The sequence below is a fragment of the Alteromonas sp. ABH4_454 genome (assembly GCF_056311775.1).
Window position 1 is genome coordinate 3,965,303 of sequence record NZ_CM149972.1, and the last position, 19,956, is coordinate 3,985,258.

Sequence of the window (19,956 nt, forward strand, 5' to 3'; positions counted from 1 at the left end):
CATATTCCTTGTACTTTAACGCGCAGGTAGCGCTGTTTTATATACTTCAAACGTCATGTCGCTTACATCGCTGCCCGCATCTTGGATTTTGCTGTTGGTATAGTAAAGCGAACCGTTATAAATACTAAAGGTATCAGCCCAGTTCACCACATCGCCTTTTACAAGTGTGCGAAGGTCCAGGCTCGGTGTAAGGTACTGCACCTCTTGCTTTTCTAAGTCAGCTAAATAGACGTTGCCCTCGTGATAAATCATGCCATCTGGCGCGCCTGTTGTAGCGACTTTGCGCACTTTTTTAGCCAGTACCTCATTCGATACTTCTTTTATATCAGAGGTATTAATGGCATGGAGTGAATAACCCGACAAAGCATGGAAATATAATGTGTCGTTCAAAGTATCTAACGCGATGCCGTCTGATTGAACGGTCATATTGAAAGGCTTACCTTGAATACTTAAAGACTCTACCTCGGCTTTTGTGGTTTCATGATTATCTAAAATACGATAACTGGTATTGTCGTCAAGGTTATACACCACTAAGCCCGCATGAGCCGAATCCGTCATGTATATGCGATTTGTGTTCTCGTCTACGCGTAAATCATTAATGTAAGAATCAGAGTGATAGGCATCTTCACTAAGGATCAAGGTTCCTTCGATTTCGTTTGAAGCTAAATCAACAACAAACAAGCGCGGCGCATCCACTACCCCGTTAAATTTAGGGTTGCGGGTGTCCAATACATACAGTTTATCTTTGTGGGCAACCACTGACTGCACGGCCAAAAAGCAATCCTTTCTTACCTCATTTTGCGCTACACACTCGTTTGTTTCATTATTAGGATATGCAACAAACTCTCCGTTAGCGGCAACCTGAGCCACAGAAAAACTTACACCATCTCGCCAATTGGGCGCGTTTACAAATACTCGCCCATCGTTACTTACCGTCACGCCAGTAATTTGTGTGCCTTTAATTTCACCGACCAATTCAACTTGAGAATCCTGTGCTTCGTGTGCTGCTGCATTAATAGAAAAAACTGCCGCTATTGCAGTAACTGTTAACGTGCGCTTAATATGCATACCCTTTACCTTCAAACCTTTTTTAAGACATAGCCGCTCGCCTACCGTAAATTTCTATGCGTACGCTTTAGCATGCGTATCAGAAAGTAGGTAAGCAACTTTAGATAACAAAGCATACGGTTTAAACACCTAGGCAGAGCACAATTCAACGACGTGTGACAACAGTTCAGCGAATTATCTTCAGTAAGCAAAAGGCTGTAGCGTATTGTCACCCCGTTGTGTGTTAATTCAGATCTTAAACAGGGTATTCTGTCGTTAAAGTTAGATATAGTTAAACCTATCTGCTGACTGAGTAACCTTTTTTACAGCAGTAATTCAAAGAGAGTTTATTATGCGAAGTCGAACTTCAACAGAATGTCACAAAGCCTTTAGACAACAAAAGTTTGGTATTAAGTTAGCCTTATTGTCGTTGTTAAGTTTAGCGTTAGTTGTTGGATGCGCCAGCAAACCTCAAGTGAGCGTAGATGACACGCAAAACTTTGCTGACATTAAAACGTTTTATATCAAAGCGCCACTAAACCCTATCAATGAAACTCTCGCTAACCATTTGTCTTCAACCATAACCGAGCGTTTAATTACCAAAGGTTTAACGCCAACAACAGAGAATGAAGCCGATGTGTCAGTAGGCTACCTTCCTTCAACTACCACAAAAGAAGATGGAACCACGTTAAACTTAGGGTTGGGTACAGGAACGTTCGGGCGTTCTGGTGGCATTTCTCTCGGCAGTATATTTAGTATACCTGTGGGTGAGCAAACCTCTTTCCAACAAGGTCTTCAAATAGACATAGTAAAAGATGGGAAATTTATTTATAGCGCTTCGGGTAGCGTTGAACTCGAGTCTAAAGACAGTATTAGTATTCAAAACAAGCTCGATGAACTTGTAACAAGTTTGCTTGAACAGTATCCAGCAAGAATTAACCAGAACTAGCGAAACACATTTATCAAGGTTGAGCCACGTTGTTCTCTTAAAACAAATGCTGACAACACTATAACATTCGTAAACAAAAAAGCGCCATAAAGGCGCTTTTTACTGATTAAACTTGGTATGAATTAGCTATGTTGACGCTGCTTTTTGCCGCGTTTCTTTTTCATATTATCGAACTTTTCAAGCTGCTCATCGGTTAGAATATCCGCTACTTTCATGCGAAGCTCGGCACGTTTAAGAAAACGCGCTTTTACTTTTTCAGCTTTTTGCTCTGCAATCGCATTTACCTTTTCTTGATAATCAGCGTCATCCGGGTTTAGGCCTGCTAGTGCATTCATTTTTCTGCGCTTACCCTCTTCACCCATTTCGGCTCTTTTAGCCTGACGCTCAGCTTTAAGTTCGTCTTTCAATGCTTCAAACTGCACTATTTGCTCGTCAGTTAGATCAAGTACTCTTTCCATTTTATGCAAAGGTAAGAAATCTCCACCTCTACGTTCATCTGAATTCTTACCGCCTGCGTAAGCAGTGGTTGCGATACATGCACTTAATAAAACACCGGTAATTAATTTTTTCATCTTAATCTTCCTACTTGTTTTGCCATGTTTATGCATGACGTTAAAAAATAATGTTGTTTCATCAACGGAATTAAGTATGCGTGAATCAATCGATAAGTAGGGTTAAGCTAGTGTAAAGTTCGGTAAAGTTGAAAAACACGGCAGTTAATAGGGGTAATATTCGCGCATGGAAAATGAAAAAATAAACGTTTTACTCGTCGACGATGACAAAGACTTGTGCGCCCTACTTAAAGAATTTCTAGAAGGGGACGGCTTTCGTGTTGATGCCATCCACAGCGGCGATGAAGCAATAAAAACACTACTCAACACCGATCAGTACGACACCGTAGTGCTAGATATTATGATGCCCGGTATGTCGGGCCTTGATGTGTTGAAATCAGTAAGGGCCGAAAAGCAAACCCCAATTCTAATGCTAACAGGTCGTGGCGATGACATAGACCGAATTGTGGGTCTTGAGTTGGGTGCTGATGATTACCTTCCTAAGCCTTGTAACCCAAGAGAACTTGGCGCCCGTATCCGCGCTATCATCCGAAGAACTCAGTACTTAAAAACAACGCCTGCCGCTTCGCCAAGCGAACTACATGGAATCCATTTAGATACCGGCGCACGCCAGGCCACCGTTAATGGAAAATCCGTAGCGTTAACGGGTGCTGAGTTCAACGCACTTAGCTACCTGATGGAGCGTGTAGGGCAAACCATTTCCAAGCAGGAGATGACGCAAGAGGTATTGAAACGACCATTGGAAGCCTATGATAGAGCGATGGATGTTCACGTTAGCCGAATTCGTCAGAAGCTCTCAGCTGCGGGGGTTACTAACGTTATTCAATCTGTCCGCGGTATTGGCTATCAAATGCTAACCGTACCTCAGCAAGCAGAATAGAAGGTTTGGGTAATGATAAGTAACATCAAATGGTCGGACATAAAAGCCAACTTAGGGATTAAGCGCTTGTTCTGGCGAATTTTTGTTGCTTTTTGGATAGCCAGTTTAGCGGTTATGGCTGCAACTGGCTACGTCTTAGTAAATGAATATACCTCAAGTAATTATACCAAACGTTTTTTTGACGATGCGACCAATCAGGCAGAAAAAATTGTATGGCGATACGAGCATGAAACGTTTACAAAAGGCAGGGCTAGAAACGAGATTAAAGAGTGGATTAAACGAAGAAACGGCCGAGAAAACCAGCTAATCCCCATGCTAATTTCCTCGGTAGATGGCGAAGCAATTTATCACTACAGAATGAATAAGGTGCCTGAGGACCAACGGGTAACACGTGAAATCTATGGCCCTTCAAACACGCAGTACATCGTTCAATTTAGACAACCGCAAACGCCGCGGATCTATAAACACGTGTTAAGCCGTTTTCAGTCAGTGCAGTTTGTATTTATATTTTTAGCCTCGGCATTAGTAAGTGCCCTACTTAGCTGGAGCATTGTAAAACCGATCAAGTATTTAGGCGCCTTTAGTCGAAAATACGCCAACGACCAAACAGCGTCGCAGGTTCCCTCTCAGCTGCTTTCTCGCGGAGATGAACTCAGTGACTTGGCAGCCGATATAAATTTCATGGTTCGTAAAACCTCCGATGCTATAGAGGCACAAAAAAGGTTATTGCACGACGTGTCCCATGAATTGCGCGCACCACTAGCTCGGCTTCAAACGTCAGCAGCAATAATCGAACAGCATCAACCAGATAACAAACACGTTCTGCAGATACATAATGACTGCCACCGAATGGACCAACTCATTCAGCAAATTCTGAACTTTTCAACGCTAGAACATACACCACAGACAGCTGAACCTTGCGATGTGATTGCGTTATGCAATCGTGTTTTGGACGATATGGCCATTAACTATCCCGGTATTCCTTCCTCGCTAGACTTCGAAGAGTCCTGTAAAAGCGGTGCCATCATAAATGGTTATCCCGAAGCGCTGCACCAGGCGTTAGACAACATCGTAGGTAATGCGTGTAAGTACTCTGACAAGGGGCAGCCGGTTTCTGTAAACGTTGCTTCGGATACTAATAATGTTTTCATCGTTGTTGAAGACAGGGGTGTGGGCGTAGATAACAACGAAATTGAAAAGTTGATGCAGCCGTTTTACCGAGCTGGAAATCAGATGCATACCGAGGGCTTTGGACTGGGTTTAACCATTGCGCTAAAAGCTGTGGAAAAGCATGGCGGAACACTTGTAATGCAAAGTCCAGAACAAAGCGGACTCAGGGTTGAAATTACGTTACCTAAGAACAGGCCAGGTCAAATGTGAAACACCTTTTGGTGAAAAGAAGCTTGGACTTATCAATGGCACAATGCGCTCACTTGATAAATGATGGCTTCCTGCACAAAATCGATTCCACGACTAAGTTTATCTAGTTTCCAAAAATAGAGGAAGTCGATGCGAATTAGCGTTATGCTTGGCGGCATGAAGAAGTGCAGATTAACATAATGGCAACGCAGCAGCCGCTTTCCGTTCAGCAAAACCTTACCATTAGGTTATTGCGAGTATTAAGGTATAACAAGGCCCGCATCGAACGTGCGCTTACCCTCATGCCTGATAAGCACAAACCACTTTTTCATGTGCTTCCATTCCTCGTTCACGTAAATCACGAAGATCTTCCTGGTTATATTGCCCCACCATCGTCCGGCGAAAGCGTACCTTTTGGCATCAATAACTATTCTTTTCGGCCTGATATAGAAAAAGCGCTTATACGGTCTTTCCCAACGAAGAATCATCTATTCTCTGATATCAAGCAGATCTGGCCTAGACAGCGAGCCATTGAGTCACTCGTACTCATGGGTAGCGTGGGCACTATTGCGCAAACCGATGACTCGGACTTCGATTTTTGGGTGTGCATTGAAGGCAATCGCTTTTCAGAAACTGAACTTTCCTTACTACAACAAAAGCTAACTGCTATTGAGAAATGGGCGGAAAGCACCTTTGACATTGAAGTTCACTTCTTTTTATCTGAGATTGATAAAGTAAAGGAGAATGACTTCGGTATTGCTGAAGGTGAAAGCGCTGGCTCTGCACAAGCTTTATTTTTAAAAGCTGAGTTTTACAACACCAACATAGTGGTAGCGGGCAAAGCGCCCTTTTGGTGGCTTACCCCAGAAAAAACCAGCGAAAAGCAATATCAGGCTATTTACAACAGTCTGGAAAAAGGCGGCTCACCAGATTTAGATTGGTTTATGGATTTAGGCCACTTAGAAAAACTTGATGCCAGCGAACTGTTTGGCGCAGCCATTTGGCAACTGGGGAAAGCAATGGACTCCCCATTCAAGTCGGTTTTGAAAATGGCAAAGCTCGAAGTCTACTTGGCCAATATTGCACACGGGCAGCCGCTCTGTAATCTGCTTAAAAAACACGTTCATCGTGGTGTTGAAGCACCGGGCCGCGTTGCAGACATCGACCCTTACGCATTGATGTTTGACGAACTTATTACCCACTATAAAGCCAACGGACAGCCCGAGGACATTGAGATATTACAGCAATGCTTGTACTTAAAATGTGCATGCCCATTAAGTCAGCCGCTTTTTGAGGGAGAAAAGCCAAACTTTAAACGCCGAATTTTAGCGTCTTATGCTAGACAATGGGGGTGGAGCCGAAAGCAAATTCACCACCTAGACAACCAACAGGATTGGACATTTAGTGAGCGTGTACAACTTAGTCGCCGTGTTCATAGTTTTCTTTTGAAGTGCTATCGACGTATTTCTAAAGAGCTTAGCGACCACCAGCAAGTTATGGACGAAAAAGACATGACGGTTTTGGGTAGGCGCTTAAGTACTTATTACGCAAAAAAAGAAGATAAAATAGAATTTCTTCGGCGCGCCTTCGACGAAAGCCTTTACTGCGAAAAAATCACTATCGCCATGCGCCAGCTTAAAAACGGTGATGAAGTATGGTCTGCCTATGCGGGTGATTTGTTGAGTAAATCCGGTATTATTGATGAAGCACAGAAAATATCCCAAGCGCCTAGTGCGATTGCGCTAATGATATGGTTGGTCTCAAGTAAAATAATTGATACTCGCAGTAAAGTTTATTTAGATTATAACTATGGCGAAGTAAGTGAATTAGACCTTAACGATCTTCTGAAGCACTTGTGCAAGCATTTCCCGCCCGTCAGAGTGTCGTCCCTCCCCCGAAATGACCTACTTGCTCCTGAGCGTATAACCGCATGCTTCTCTATTGTAAATTTCCCGACTTTACGTCAAAAAGCCACGGTTGAGGATGTAGCAGTAATCTATAAAACGTCTTGGGGGGAAACGTTTTTAAAATTCGGCAATGATGTACTGGATACCTTATGGTATGACCTTCAGGAAGTATCCCCTAAGCCAGCGTGTTATGTAATGGTTCCAAGAGGAAACCAACAATCGCGCATCTTAGGCGAATTCTTAGAGTCAAACGATCTTAACTTTAACGTCCTCTACTAAAAAGAACTACACGCTTTTTTAACACATCGTCATACCCATACCGACGCCTTAGCCTATTTGTCTCACATTTTCAGTCACTTCTCTGCTTAAAAATACGAAAGCACTGAACTTATTTCTCTTTCCTTACAAAATTGGTTTAAAAATTACACAAAAAAAACCTTGCGCTTTAGAATTACAAGTGTAATCTAAATATATCGACTACAACTGTAATCAGTAAAATAGAATTCGTCACTATGAGCAAAATGTCAGATAAGCCCGAAATTTCGAACGCCGAATTTGAAGTACTAGACGTACTGTGGGATGACCACCCCGCTACATCAAGCGAAGTGGTTTCAAGGTTAAACGATAAGAAAGACTGGCATGAAAAAACCGTCAAAACCCTATTGGGTCGTTTGGTAAAAAAGGAGGTATTAGGCTTTGAAAAGCAGCAGCGCCAGTACCTATATTACCCATTGATTGCGCGTGAAGATTATACAAGAAAAGAAACGGCAAGTTTTGTAAGTCGGCTATTTAAAGGGAAAATCGCGCCTATGGTCGCCGGTTTTGCAAATCAAAACTCACTGTCTAAGCAAGATGTGAACGAGCTTAAAGCGCTAATAAAAGAGTGGGAAGAAAATAATGATTGATTGGATTATTGCTCAACAAGCCATTTTGTCTCTCACGCTCATTTTACTCATTGCTTCTGAGCACTTTTTCACACCTAAATTAGGTGCCTCATTAACCTATAAGCTATGGGCGTTGATACCAGGCAGCTTGATAGTTAATAACCTTCCGCTGTCTTTGGTTAGCATCCCATCAAATAGTTTTGCTCGCTATGTAGTGGGTGTTAAACCTACGGTGAATACTGTTGCGTTTGAAACCTGGTTTACTCTTTGGGCCATAGGCGCAAGCATTATCACTTCCTATGTTTTAGTACATCATATTGCAACATGGGCATCGATAGGGAAGCGACGTGCTATTCACACTAATGCCTACTATTCCAGTAAAGCAGCCACCCCTATGCTGTTTGGCTTCATCGCGCCCAAAGTGCTTATTCCCTTTTCATTTAAAAGCACGTTTTCAAAGCAGCAACAGTCACTGGTATTGGAACATGAAAGCGTTCATCGCAAACATTATGACCACCTGTGGAATATGCTAGCACTCACTATCGCCATTCTATTTTGGTTTAACCCACTAGTTTGGCTTGCGCTTAAATCTTTCAGAATAAACCAAGAGCTGGCTTGTGATCATGCTGTACTAAAAAACAAGACAGAAAAGGAAAAACTCACCTATGCAAAAGCACTTGTGCAGTGTGCCGAGCATTGTTCACGCACTATAAATTTGTACCCAACCTTTGGAGAAAAGACGACTATGATCAAACGTCTAAATGCTATAAAACAACCTATGCGCAGCAATAAAGTACTGGCAGCGAGCGTACTTTCTGTTGCAGCTTTACTGACTATTAATACCGCATTGGCTAATGTGCCTCAGCCGCCGCCAAAAGCTGAAGCCAACATGGATAAATCAAAAGTTAATGAAGCATCACCAGTTAAACGCGTCCCACCCATCTACCCAGAAAAAGCAGAACAAAATGAACTTGAAGGTTTTGTCGTGCTCTCTTTCGATATCACTGAAACAGGCGCAACAGATAATGTAAAAGTGGTTAAATCTCAGCCAGCGGGCGTGTTTGATAAAAGTGCTAAAGTGGCATTAAAACAGTGGGAATATAAACCACGTATTCAAGGTGGCAAAGGCGTCAGACAAACTGGGCTTCTCGTCCAATTAGACTATCAACTGGGCCCGAAACTTGATACAACGAATGCTGAAAAGAACGCTTCTCCAGATGTAGAGCGTATAATCATTCCGCCAGAAACGAAGTAAGCAAGGCCAACAATCAGTCAGAATATTAAAAGGAGCACACCGCTCCTTTTAGTGTTTTGTCTAATTGACTTAATTTTTCGTTGATCCAAACTAGCCTAGATCTCACTATTGCGTACTACCTAGCTCCACTTCAATTAAGTAAAAGTGTAAAGCACCTTTACATTTCACATGAAGAAAACACCGCTTTTCTAAGGTAGAATGTAAGTAATCACATACCTTAATACTTCTAATTTATGGAAGGTTTAGATAATCGATAGCTAATAACTACGATTATTTGCAATCGCTCAACGCCATTAGGGCTTTTACTTTTTTGGCGTACAACAAGGAAACTTATTATGAACCGTTTCGCTTTAGCACCTGCTGTGCTTGCTCTTACCGTCTTTACAACAAACGCAAACGCCAATATCGACCAGCTTAAAGGCCTTTTAGGCGATAAGAAAGCTGACTCGACTGTTAGGACTAGTAGCCTAACTGAAATGGCGACAAGTGCTGCGTCTGGTATCGACCTATCTAGCTTGATAGGTACAGTTTCTGACAATCTCAATGTCTCTGAAGCCCAGTCAGAAGGCGGCATTGCCTCTATTATGAACTATGTTCAAGGTAACCTTTCTAGCGGTGACTACGCGCAGCTGGCAAACAGTATTCCTGGCATTGATGGCCTACTTGAAAATGTGCCGTCACTTAGCAGTGATACAGCTGCAAGTTCTAGCTCGTCACTAACTGGCTTGCTTAATAAAGCCTCTGAATATAGCTCTACACTTAAATCTGTAAATGACTTGAAACAACAGTTTGAAGCGCTTGGCTTATCAACTGATATGATTGCGAGCTTTGCCACGCAAATTAGCTCATACTTAAATGTAAATGCCGACGAAGAAACACAAGCACTCTTCAAATCTGGCCTAGATAATTTGCTAGCGGCTCTGTAGTCTATTAGAAGCGTATTGATATATGCAGCCTTGCACTAATTAATACGCTTTAAATCTTTTTTGCAAGGCTGTATTTCTAATGGCAACCTTGCTCATCTTTTTATACTCAATTACGCAGCCTAATCGCCTATGCAAAATGCAACATCTTGGTTTTCAGCGAAACCAAAGTGGTTTCGGGTTTCTACCTACCTTGTCCTTTTCTATCTTATTTATGCCCTTCTTTTAGGCATAGTAACCCCTGCGGTGCTAGAGGCAAAATTACCTAACCTAATAAAAGAAAATACAGGTCGAAATGCCACGGTAAAAGATATTGCGATAAACCCTTTTCTATTGAAGGTAGTCATTACTGATTTTGTTATCTATTCAGAAATTAAGCCGTCAACCACCAGTGATAGTGACGAGCAGAGTAAAAATAGCAGTGAAAGCGATACCAACAATGAATTGTCACGCGACCGTTTTTTCAGTGTCGATAATATTTCATTAGACATCGGTTTTTGGCAATCGCTGTTTACTCTTACTCCTGCGGTTGAGTCTTTAGCTATCAAGTCGCCATATGCAAAAGTGGCACGGTTAAATACCGATAACGACACACTGACATTTAACTTTTCCGACATTCTTTCCCACATTGAGAAGCGCAGTACAAATGAGAAAGATGAAGAGAAAGAGGTATCTGACGGGCAGATCCCTAGAATAACACTAGGTCAATTTAAACTAAGTAACGGCCATATTGTTTTAGAAGACGAAATTACCGATACCTTGCTTGATTACCCTGAATTGGACGTTGCACTTCAAGATCTAGATACGCATGCTGTAATTAGTGTTAATGACAATAGCGAAGCAGCGTTTAATCAATACCAGTTTGATTTGCTTACCGCCGAAAAAGGCAAAATTTCGATTAAAGGTGAGTTCCAACTGTCTCCCTTTAAAGTTGCTACAGACGTTGCGATAAGTGACGTTGCTTTAGCACCGCTTTGGTCGCTATCGAAAGATTTGGTAGAAGCGAAACTAGTGGACGGCACGGTTAACTTAAGCCTTCGAGCACAGGCTTTTGAAGAGAAAGATGCGCTTCAGTTTCTAATGGAAGGCGGTGAGTTTTCCGTCAACAACTTGGTGTTTAATTCCACTGCACCATCACCCACATCATCAGCCGCGTCACCAAGCTCGCCAGATAGTGTTAGTATCTCGAAAGAGATCCTCGCCATCGCTTCATTTGCCGTTCACAACATAAACGTAAACGGCGCAAAGCAGCAGGTAAATATTGCTAAAGTTGCGCTAGACGATGTCAAAGTGTCGGGCTTGTTTGACGAGACCGGGCTCGATTTACAACGCTTGTTTACACCTAAAAGTCTGACCGCTTCTGCTGCTCAAACAAGCGCCAATGCGAATACAAATTCGCCTTCTGAGCCTGGAATTAAGGACCAGAGCCGTCAGCTTAAAGAACAAATAACACCTCAGCTAGAAGGTGAAATAACACCTGAAACTGACAACAGCGTTGATGCAGAGACCGTTTCGCCAGAATCAACAGGCGAAAAGATGCAAACAGCAGCCCAAACTAAAAATGGCTCACCGGAACTAGAGCAAGAGACGACATGGAAAGTAGCGCTACAAAAGTTTGCATTCAATAACGGCACTATTGATATGCTAGAGCGCAGCATAAGTAATGGCACCTACTATAGAATTAGTCGATTGGATATTGAAAGCGGTGAAATCACCACTGATTTCTCTAAACCCATTTCTTACACCACAAGCCTACAAGTCTCTGCCGATACCCAAGCCTTTAGCAATACGTCAAAAGGTTCCCTGACAAGCAGTGGAAGCCTAGTTATTGCAGAACAAACGGTGCAAGGTAAAGCTGCCATTGAGCAACTAGCACTTAATCAATTCCAGCAATATGTTTCACCCTATGCCAACGTTACCCTTGAAAAAGGTTTTTTCAATCTAAACGTGGAATTTGACGCTGCAATGGGTGATGAGGGAACTGAAACACTAAACGTTAAGGCAAATACGAAGGTGTCTGACTTAAGTGTTCTAGATGACGCCAAAGAGCCGTTGTTGCAATGGCAGTCATTAATAGTGGACGATATTGATTTTAACCATGCCTTAAACCAGCTAAGCGTAGACAATGTTCAGTTGCAATCGCCCTTCGCTCGACTCATTATTGACGAAGCCAAGCAAACCAATGTGAGCAAGCTAGTTGTTGCTTCAACCAAAGACAACAAAACAGAAAAGTCAGTTAAGAATGATATCGCTGGTGAACCTGGCAGCATGAGCTCAACAAATTCGATAACATCTGAAACTCGTGAAAAGGTGACATCAAACGCTGAAGAGCTTGCTATTGTTGTGAACGCCATATCAATTGAGAACGGTAAAGCCTACTTTGCTGATCACTCATTAACACCGAAATTCGCGTCGGCCATAGAAAGCCTAAATGGCAAAGTTTCAGGCATAGACTCCCGTTCAGATACGCCAGCTAATGTGGATATCACTGGAAAAATAGATAACTACGCACCGGTAAAACTAGCGGGCACCATTCACCCATTAAAAAGTGACCTAGACCTAGATTTAAATTTCTCTGTAAAAGGCGCTGAACTGACTTCAGTTAACCCCTACTCTGGCACCTACATGGGCTATTACATTGACAAAGGCTTGTTGTCATTAGCCGTGCAATACAAGCTTAATGGGAAAGCGCTGGAAGGTAAGAATCATGTGGTTATCGACCAGCTAACCTTAGGTAAAAAATCTAATTCTGACCAAGCGCTAAGTTTGCCGCTTGGGCTCGCTATCGCGCTGCTAGAGGATAGCAACGGCGTTATAGATTTAGGTTTAGATGTATCTGGAGACGTAGACAGCCCAGATTTTAGCTTTGGCTCTATAATCCTTAATGCTATTGGCAATATCATTACCAAGGCCGTGACCGCGCCGTTTTCGCTACTAGCAAATCTGGTTGGCAGCGACGACGAGCTAGACAGTGTTGCGTTTACGTTTGGGGAACACAAGCTAAATGCTGAGGCTAAGGAAAAGCTGAATACCCTAGCTAAAGCCTTAAAAAAACGTCCAGGGCTTAGAGTGAACATTGAAGGTACGGTTAATGCAGTATCAGATGCAAGTACGCTGGCACAACGCCAGTTAAACACCACGCTGTTTGCAAAAAGTGGGCTTGTTGAACCATCTAGAATTTCAGGCAATGAGAGTGCGAACGAGAGTACTTCTGCCGATAGTGAGGTTGAAAATCCCAGCAACAGTGGTAGCACGCAAGATGGGCTATTAACCGGCAGCCGAATACCATTGCAAGGTCCACTTGCCGACGCCCTTTTGTCACATTATGTAGAGATGTTTACGCCAGACCTTGATCAAGAATATAAGAAAATGTTGGCTCAGCTATACCCTGAGTTAGCAAGTGAAGGTGAAAGTCAAAACAGTAATGATGATTTTATTGATACGGTTAACGAAGAAGACGTGCAAAAAGCACTGACGATTGCCCGTTACAACAAGCTTCGCAATAGTATCGACATTCCAGAAAGCGCGTTAATTGAACTTGCCGACTTGCGCAGTAAAGCGGTAAAAAGCTATTTAGCCAACGAAGGTAAAATTGAAGCAAACCGTTTATTTTTGCTTAATACTCAGCACGACTTACATACTGAAGTTAGCGGCGTTGAGCTAACCTTGGAAGCGAACTAATAAACAAAAAGGGTAGCCGGTTTAACTAAGCTACCCTTTTCCATTGACACCTTTCTTAAAATTTCTGGCTAGCTAAACGCTGCGAGCAACACGCAAGAGCCCTCAAAATCTCTAAGCTACTTTTTCAAATGCGGCGCACAAGTTTCAGCAACTTTTGATGCATCAAAAATCTCAATCCAGTAGCCATCAGGGTCTTTGATAAATGCGATCCCTTTCATAGAACCATCATTAAGCCCTTTCTGAAAAGGAACGTCTAGTGATGCAAATCTAGCGCAGGCTGCTTCTGCATCGGGTACATGAAAACCAATGTGGCCAAAGCCCTTAGGCTCGGCATTACCGTTGTGATAGCTAACGGTTTCTGGCGTATCGCCCCAGTTATGTGTTAATTCAAGCATTGCTGGGCGACCGAAAGTCTGCTGGGTACGCTTTTCAACATCACCAGAAATATCAGAAAAATCATCTCCGGCCGCCAAAAAGTACAGGCTAAATTCCATTTCTTCGAAATCTAAACGCTTAATCAGCGTCATCCCCATCACTCGTGTGTAAAAATCTAATGAGCGCTTAGGGTCAGCAATGCGCAGCATGGTTTGGTTAAACACAAAGCCTTTTGTCGCGTCGTCTTTGTCTTCATAAAGGCCTTCGGCCTTATCGAAATGTCTGCTCATAATTTTTCCTTTACTCTATTAAAATGAAATTAGTTATTTCCCTTTTTAACTTCTCTTACAAAGTTAACTACTTTTGAGACAAATTCGTCGGTATCAAATACCGGATCGCCATGGCGCTTACCTTTAACAAGAAACAACTCATTTTGCACGCCAAATTGATCTAGGCGGCGACTTAATAATTCGCTTTGCGAAGCGGGTACTACGCCATCATCAAGTCCATGAAAAATAATAAAAGGCGGCGTTTCGTTATCTATATAAGTGGTCGGCGAGGCTTCTCGCGCTAGAGCTTCGTTGGCCAGCGGAGATTCACCCAAAAATTGAGCTTCTGCGGCATCAGGCGCGTCGTGATCCACTTTGCCGCTGTTACCCCGCAAGGCCATAAGATCAGAAGGCCCAAAAAAGTCGACCATACCAATAACGCGGTAGCGCGGCTTTGCATCAAGAAATGGAGCGTCGTCGTTGTTTGATGTTGTCAAAAGCGAGGCCAGATGCCCTCCCGCTGAGCGCCCCATCATGATCGCGTGATCAGCGCTTAGTTTAAGATTATCGCTATTATCAACTAAAAAATTAATCGCATCGTTTATGTCATTGGGTGCTGCAGGATAAATAGCCTCACCGCTAAGTCGATAATTTACTGCGGCAACCGCCACACCTTCATTGAGCAAAGAGGCGACTAAATTACCATTTTTGGACAGGGTCTCGTTTTTACTCCCTCTCATCCATGCACCACCATGAACCCATACGGCGAGTGTGGGGGCAGTTTCAGAGGAAGTTGGCATGTATAGGTCCAATGCTAAACGTTTACCATTAACTGTCTTGTAAACTATAGACTGGGGGCTAATGTTGTCTACATTTAAAGATGGCGTTTCGGCCTTATAGCTCTTTGTTTCGCTCTTATCGCTTTTAGTCGTACCGCACCCTACTAGCATGATTGCTATACCTAGAAACGTAGCAAGCCCAAAAGTAAACCGCATAAATGAAAACTCCACCCTATGTTGATTGAAGTCAGTAAGCCTAACAAGCTCTCAAGCACAGGCAAATGGAAGTCATCTAGCGGTGAACTTTATTCACCGCTTTTTAGCAGGTAGCTCGCCCCACACAGACGTATTAGTTTGCTTCTTGCCTTTCTGCGCTTCATTGTTAGCACTTTGGCTAACTGCGCGCTTAGACTTGTTAGTTACCGACGATGTAACTCCTAGCTTTTTAGTATGAGGATTATTCTCGTTCGGTTTACCTTTAACGCGTTTACTATCGTTTGGCCGATTCTCGTCTGACACTTTAGCGGCTGGCTTTTGAAGACCTGTTTGCGCACTGCGGCCGGTACCTGATGAATCTGGTCGATATTTTTTCACCATACCCTGCAGTAAATTACGAACCACTTGATCGCCTGCGGGTTTGTAATTGCGGTGGTCTGGCTTTCTAAAAAGTGCAGAAAGTTCACTTTTGCTAATTCTAAAGCCAGCCAGTTGAAGTACTTCAATCATATCTTCATCTTTGTAACTCATTGCTATACGAATTTTGCGAAGTACTTCGTTGTTACTTAATCGCTCTTTTGGCCCAAGCTCTCTGGGCGCTTGCCCTTCTTGTCGGCCTCGGTTCTTTATAATCAATCCATCAAGAAACAGCGCAATAATCTTATCACGACACGGCAAATAGCCAGCTTCGTCTTCTCGCTTCATTACGGCATGTAAATAGTCGATCTCCATATCGTAGTTAACTAATTTAAAAATACTTATTGCGGCGGTGTCGTTTATAGCTAATGCATAACGAAGGCGACGTAGAACATCGTTGTGGATCATGAAAATGGGCCTGAAAAGTGGAGTAGTCAATAATTGGTATGGATTAAAGTGTAGCGCAAAACGCGCTTTCTTCGATTTTACACTACTTGACCATTCGCATCTATCGCTGGCCGTCAGTCGCGTAATTTCTACTAACACGTCATGAAACCAAATTAACGTACCTGGCGTAACGACATTGTACATCTCGTCACGCTCATTTCACTGGAGTACCGAAATTGAGCTCATTGGTAAAAGGATCCTTCCATGGCAACGTTAAATCTCAATGGGAAAGACGTCAGTCTTCCTGATGACCCGCGAACTACACTATTAGATTTTCTTCATCAACATTTATCACTGTTTGGCACTAAAAAAGGCTGCGACCACGGTCAGTGCGGTGCGTGTACTGTTATCGCCGACGGCGAGCGCATCAACGCGTGCTTAGTGTTTGCATTTCAGCTAGAAGGCGCTGAAGTCACAACTATTGAAGGTATAGGTAACGGTGCAAATGAAGATGAAGCGCTTCATCCCTTACAACAGGCTTTTATCGAACGCGATGCGTTTCAATGTGGGTACTGCACATCCGGTCAGATATGTTCAGGGGTATCTTTGCTTCGTGAGTTAAGTAATGAAGACCCTAGCGCTGTTACTTACAGCCGTTCACGAAATAGTACAGCATCTCTTAAGGAAGACATCAGCGAACGCATGAGCGGTAACCTTTGTCGATGCGGCGCTTATCCAAATATTGTGGACGCAATCACAGATGTGATTGCTTTGGAGAAACAATAATGCAGCCATTTAATCTCCATCACTACGACGGCAAAACACTGCTAGATAATGCCCCGTTAGATAATGTCCCGCTAGATAATACATCACGTTTTTTGGCCGGCGGTACCAACCTAATAGACCTAATGAAATTACAGGTAGAAACGCCTAAAACATTGGTGAGTCTTGCGAAATGGGAAAAAGCTAACGCTATCACCGAAGACGACAATCACTATTATATTGGCGCCATGGTGACTAATTCAAACTTAGCGAAGTTTGCTCACACGCAGCCCTCACTGTCTTTGCTTGCACAAGCTTTATTAAGTGGAGCAACAGTTCAACTTAGAAACCGTGCGACGACGGCTGGCAACTTACTACAGCGTACCCGCTGTTATTACTTCTACGATACAACGAAAGCCTGCAATAAAAGAGAGCCTGGTACTGGCTGCAGCGCTCTTAACAGCATGAATAGAATACATGCCATTTTTGGCACCAGTGAACATTGTATTGCCACACACCCTTCCGACATGGCCGTGGCCATGATGGGCCTTGACGCACAGGTACATACGCAGCAGCCTGATGGCAACACGCGTCAAATTTCGCTACGAGATTTCTACCGTGAACCGGGCGATACACCACACATAGAAAATCAGTTATATGAAGATGAACTTATCACCCATGTCAGCATAGAGAAGAAATCTAGCGGCACGCAGTACTACCACAAAGTACGAGATCGTTCTTCGTACGCATTTGCCCTTGTGTCTGTTGCCGCTGGCTTAAAAATTGTCGATGGACGAGTTAAAGACCTTACGCTCGCATTTGGTGGTGTAGGCACCAAGCCTTGGTACCCGCAAAAGGCTATTCGTGTTCTTGAAGGCGCTGAGATAACACCTGAAGTGATATCGCAAGCGGGTCTGAGGCTGAGTTATCCAGTGCAAAAACCTACGGCAGTAACGATTTCAAACCAGAACTATTGCGCAGGACGTTAGAGAAAGTGCTTTTAGAGATAGCAAAACATCAGGAAAAGCACCCCGAGCATGAAGGAGCTTTATATGACAACTCATAACGCTAAAACGGTAGGAACGTCAGTTAGCCGTGTTGATGGCGCTGCAAAAGTGACAGGGCAAGCAAGGTATGCTGCAGAGCATATGAGCGAACGCACTCCTTTGATAGGCTGGGTTGTATCAAGTGACACTGCCGTAGGTGAAATCACATCCCTTAATACAGAGCAAGCAGAACAGGCCGATGGCGTACACGCGGTGATCACACATATTAATGCAGGGCCCCTTAAGCCATTTAGTAAGCCTGCAGATGAAAGCCGGTTTACCCAAAGTCGCGCTGTACTTAACGAACCTCACATTCGTCATTTTGGTGCGCCCGTAGCATTAGTTATTGCAGACACTTTGGAGCAAGCACGCTATGCTGCAAGTCTAGTCAGCTTTACCATAAATGGTAAAACACCAGACTTACTCACAGAGTTTGATGATGCTACGCAAAAGCCAGAGTCGTTAGATGGTGGATTTGAGGCAGACGCATCTAGCGGAAATAAACCACAGCAAAGCGATATTCGCGCAAGCGTCCACACAACCTATACTACGCCAAGTCAAATCTCCGCCGCTATGGAGCCTCACGCCACGGTTGCCGATTTTAAAGATGGAAAGCTTGAGGTTTATTGTAGCGTGCAAATTATTGCAACGGCTGTAGAAGCGCTCGCCATTACCCTTGAAATGGATCCAGAAGACATTGTGGTACAGAGCCCCTTCGTAGGTGGTGGCTTTGGCTCTAAATTAGGTCTTCACTACGATGCTACGCTTGCTTGTATAGGGGCCAGGCATTTAGAGCGCGCAGTAAAGGTGGTGTTAAGTAGACGACAAGTCTTTTATAACACTCCTCACCGCGGGCACAGTACACAACAGATAAACCTTGCGTCTGGTGATGACCATGCACTGCTAAGCGTACAGCACAAAAGCGCTATGCCAAAAGCTAAAGGCTATGAATTTGCCGAAGCAACAGGGGCTGGCGCACGGGTTACCTATAAATCACAGTTTATTGAGAGCACGCATAGGGTTAAAGACGTAGACCTACCGCTTATCGACTCTACCCGCTCTCCTGGAGATGCCATTGGCTCTCTCGCTTTTGAGTCGGCTATTGATGAACTTGCTCACGAAGCAGGTATCGACCCGCTTACGTTTCGCATAAAAAACCTGCCTGTCGTACACCCTATGAAAGGCACGCGGTTTACCACCCACAATTTAGGTGAGTGCCTTCGCCAAGGCGCGCAAAACTTCAATTGGCAGCACAAAGCACAGCCCACACCGGGTAAAAAAATCGGTCATGGCGTAGCGAGCGCTATGCGTATGAATGTGTTGGTAGAGAGTTCCGCTGAAGTGGAATTAAGTGCCAATGGAGAGGTAACGGTTCGTACTGACATGACAGATATTGGTACGGGAACCTACACTATTCTCACACAAATTGCCGCCGATACTTTAAATACGTCGGTAGACAATGTCACAGTAAAACTCGGCGATAGCCGCTACCCCGCCTCTTGCGGTTCAGGTGGTTCATTCGGAGCCGCTAGCTCTGGTTCGGCGGTGAAAAAGGCGTGTGAAGCGCTTATTGCGAATATTAAAAGCTCACTTCCCTCTGCCCTTAGCCAAGCAGAAGTGCACATTTCAGATGGTCAGATAAAGTTGCAGCCTAGCGCACAAGGTAACATTGATGCTACGACTGACACGCACTTGCTAGACGACTTTATCTCTCGCAGCGACTTCCCGTTATCAGCAAGCGGCAAAGTATCCGAAGACGACACCAGTGATGATGAGCAGTACTCCTGCGGCGCACATTTCGCGGAAGTTGAGGTAGATGAATACACAGGTGAAATTAGGCTTCTTCGTCAATACGGCATGTTCAGTGCGGGGCAAATTTTGAATATGAAAACAGCTGCCTCTCAAATAAAAGGAGGAATGGTATGGGGCGCTGGCTATGCGCTTACCGAAGGGATCCACCACCATACAGACACGGGAAGCTTCGTAAACCCAGACTTCGGTGAGTATCACGTTGCCGTAAATAGAGATATTAGCGAGGTAAGTTTAGATTTCTTACAAGAGCCTGATTATGCCGCATCGCCAGTAGGCGCCAAAGGCATTGGTGAGCTAGGCATTACTGGTGCTGGCGCCGCTATCGCTAACGCGATTTTTGACGCATGCAAAGTGCGGGTGCGAGACTTCCCCATTACTATGGATAAGATAATCGCTGGTAAAAACTGAGCATCAAAAGCGGCCCAACGAGGCCGCT

16 protein-coding genes are annotated in these 19,956 nt (G+C 43.8%); 11 read left to right on the forward strand and 5 right to left on the reverse strand.

The window, feature by feature from the left end:
- Window positions 1–15: 15 nt before the first annotated feature.
- Complete coding sequence (locus tag ACYX4W_RS17370; protein ID WP_476074007.1) at window positions 16–1,068, reverse strand: L-dopachrome tautomerase-related protein; 1,053 nt, start codon at window positions 1,066–1,068, stop codon at window positions 16–18.
- A 331-nt stretch (window positions 1,069–1,399) separates the two neighbouring features.
- On the opposite strand from ACYX4W_RS17370, the gene ACYX4W_RS17375 reads away from it, so the two are divergent.
- Window positions 1,400–1,996: a DUF4136 domain-containing protein gene (locus ACYX4W_RS17375; protein WP_476074008.1), complete on the forward strand. Its 597-nt coding sequence runs from the start codon at window positions 1,400–1,402 to the stop codon at window positions 1,994–1,996.
- 122 nt (window positions 1,997–2,118) lie between these two features.
- Here ACYX4W_RS17375 and ACYX4W_RS17380 read toward each other — a convergent pair whose 3' ends face one another.
- Complete coding sequence (locus tag ACYX4W_RS17380) at window positions 2,119–2,568, reverse strand: Spy/CpxP family protein refolding chaperone (RefSeq protein WP_476074009.1); 450 nt, start codon at window positions 2,566–2,568, stop codon at window positions 2,119–2,121.
- A gap of 166 nt (window positions 2,569–2,734) precedes the next feature.
- Between ACYX4W_RS17380 and ACYX4W_RS17385 the strand changes: the two genes are divergently transcribed.
- From ACYX4W_RS17385 to ACYX4W_RS17415, 7 genes are all read left to right on the forward strand, one after another.
- Window positions 2,735–3,448: a response regulator gene (locus ACYX4W_RS17385; RefSeq protein WP_476074010.1), complete on the forward strand. Its 714-nt coding sequence runs from the start codon at window positions 2,735–2,737 to the stop codon at window positions 3,446–3,448.
- A gap of 12 nt (window positions 3,449–3,460) precedes the next feature.
- Complete coding sequence (locus ACYX4W_RS17390; protein WP_476074011.1) at window positions 3,461–4,828, forward strand: HAMP domain-containing sensor histidine kinase; 1,368 nt, start codon at window positions 3,461–3,463, stop codon at window positions 4,826–4,828.
- A gap of 179 nt (window positions 4,829–5,007) precedes the next feature.
- Window positions 5,008–6,993 (forward strand): class I adenylate cyclase, encoded by a 1,986-nt coding sequence (locus tag ACYX4W_RS17395; RefSeq protein WP_476074012.1) that lies wholly within the window; start codon window positions 5,008–5,010, stop codon window positions 6,991–6,993.
- Window positions 6,994–7,226: 233 nt separating this feature from the next.
- Entirely contained in the window at window positions 7,227–7,619 is a 393-nt protein-coding gene (locus ACYX4W_RS17400) for a BlaI/MecI/CopY family transcriptional regulator (protein ID WP_476074013.1), read from the forward strand.
- The gene (locus ACYX4W_RS17405; RefSeq protein WP_476074014.1) at window positions 7,612–8,853 is read left to right on the forward strand and encodes a M56 family metallopeptidase; all 1,242 of its coding nucleotides are present in this window, start codon (window positions 7,612–7,614) and stop codon (window positions 8,851–8,853) included. The genes ACYX4W_RS17400 and ACYX4W_RS17405 overlap by 8 nt, the downstream gene beginning before the upstream one ends.
- Before the next feature lie 335 nt (window positions 8,854–9,188).
- Window positions 9,189–9,779, forward strand: coding sequence for a DUF2780 domain-containing protein (locus ACYX4W_RS17410; protein WP_476074015.1), 591 nt, complete (start codon window positions 9,189–9,191; stop codon window positions 9,777–9,779).
- Between the two features lie 129 nt (window positions 9,780–9,908).
- Entirely contained in the window at window positions 9,909–13,457 is a 3,549-nt protein-coding gene (locus ACYX4W_RS17415; RefSeq protein WP_476074016.1) for a DUF748 domain-containing protein, read from the forward strand.
- A 116-nt stretch (window positions 13,458–13,573) separates the two neighbouring features.
- On the opposite strand, the gene gloA is transcribed toward ACYX4W_RS17415, so the two are convergent.
- From gloA to ACYX4W_RS17430, 3 genes are all read right to left on the reverse strand, one after another.
- Window positions 13,574–14,122, reverse strand: coding sequence for a lactoylglutathione lyase (gloA, locus tag ACYX4W_RS17420; RefSeq protein WP_476074017.1), 549 nt, complete (start codon window positions 14,120–14,122; stop codon window positions 13,574–13,576).
- Window positions 14,123–14,151: 29 nt separating this feature from the next.
- Entirely contained in the window at window positions 14,152–15,096 is a 945-nt protein-coding gene (locus ACYX4W_RS17425) for an alpha/beta hydrolase fold domain-containing protein (protein ID WP_476074018.1), read from the reverse strand.
- Window positions 15,097–15,189: 93 nt separating this feature from the next.
- Window positions 15,190–16,104, reverse strand: coding sequence for a YehS family protein (locus tag ACYX4W_RS17430; protein ID WP_476074019.1), 915 nt, complete (start codon window positions 16,102–16,104; stop codon window positions 15,190–15,192).
- A gap of 60 nt (window positions 16,105–16,164) precedes the next feature.
- Between ACYX4W_RS17430 and ACYX4W_RS17435 the strand changes: the two genes are divergently transcribed.
- The 3 genes from ACYX4W_RS17435 to ACYX4W_RS17445 all read left to right on the forward strand — a co-directional run bounded on the left by ACYX4W_RS17435 (window position 16,165) and on the right by ACYX4W_RS17445 (window position 19,928).
- Window positions 16,165–16,686, forward strand: a complete 522-nt coding sequence (locus tag ACYX4W_RS17435; RefSeq protein ID WP_269916918.1) for a (2Fe-2S)-binding protein — start codon at window positions 16,165–16,167, stop codon at window positions 16,684–16,686.
- The gene (locus ACYX4W_RS17440; RefSeq protein WP_476074020.1) at window positions 16,686–17,651 is read left to right on the forward strand and encodes an FAD binding domain-containing protein; all 966 of its coding nucleotides are present in this window, start codon (window positions 16,686–16,688) and stop codon (window positions 17,649–17,651) included. Before ACYX4W_RS17435 ends, ACYX4W_RS17440 begins: the two co-directional genes overlap by 1 nt.
- A 63-nt stretch (window positions 17,652–17,714) precedes the next feature.
- Complete coding sequence (locus ACYX4W_RS17445) at window positions 17,715–19,928, forward strand: xanthine dehydrogenase family protein molybdopterin-binding subunit (RefSeq protein WP_476074021.1); 2,214 nt, start codon at window positions 17,715–17,717, stop codon at window positions 19,926–19,928.
- Window positions 19,929–19,956: the final 28 nt, after the last annotated feature.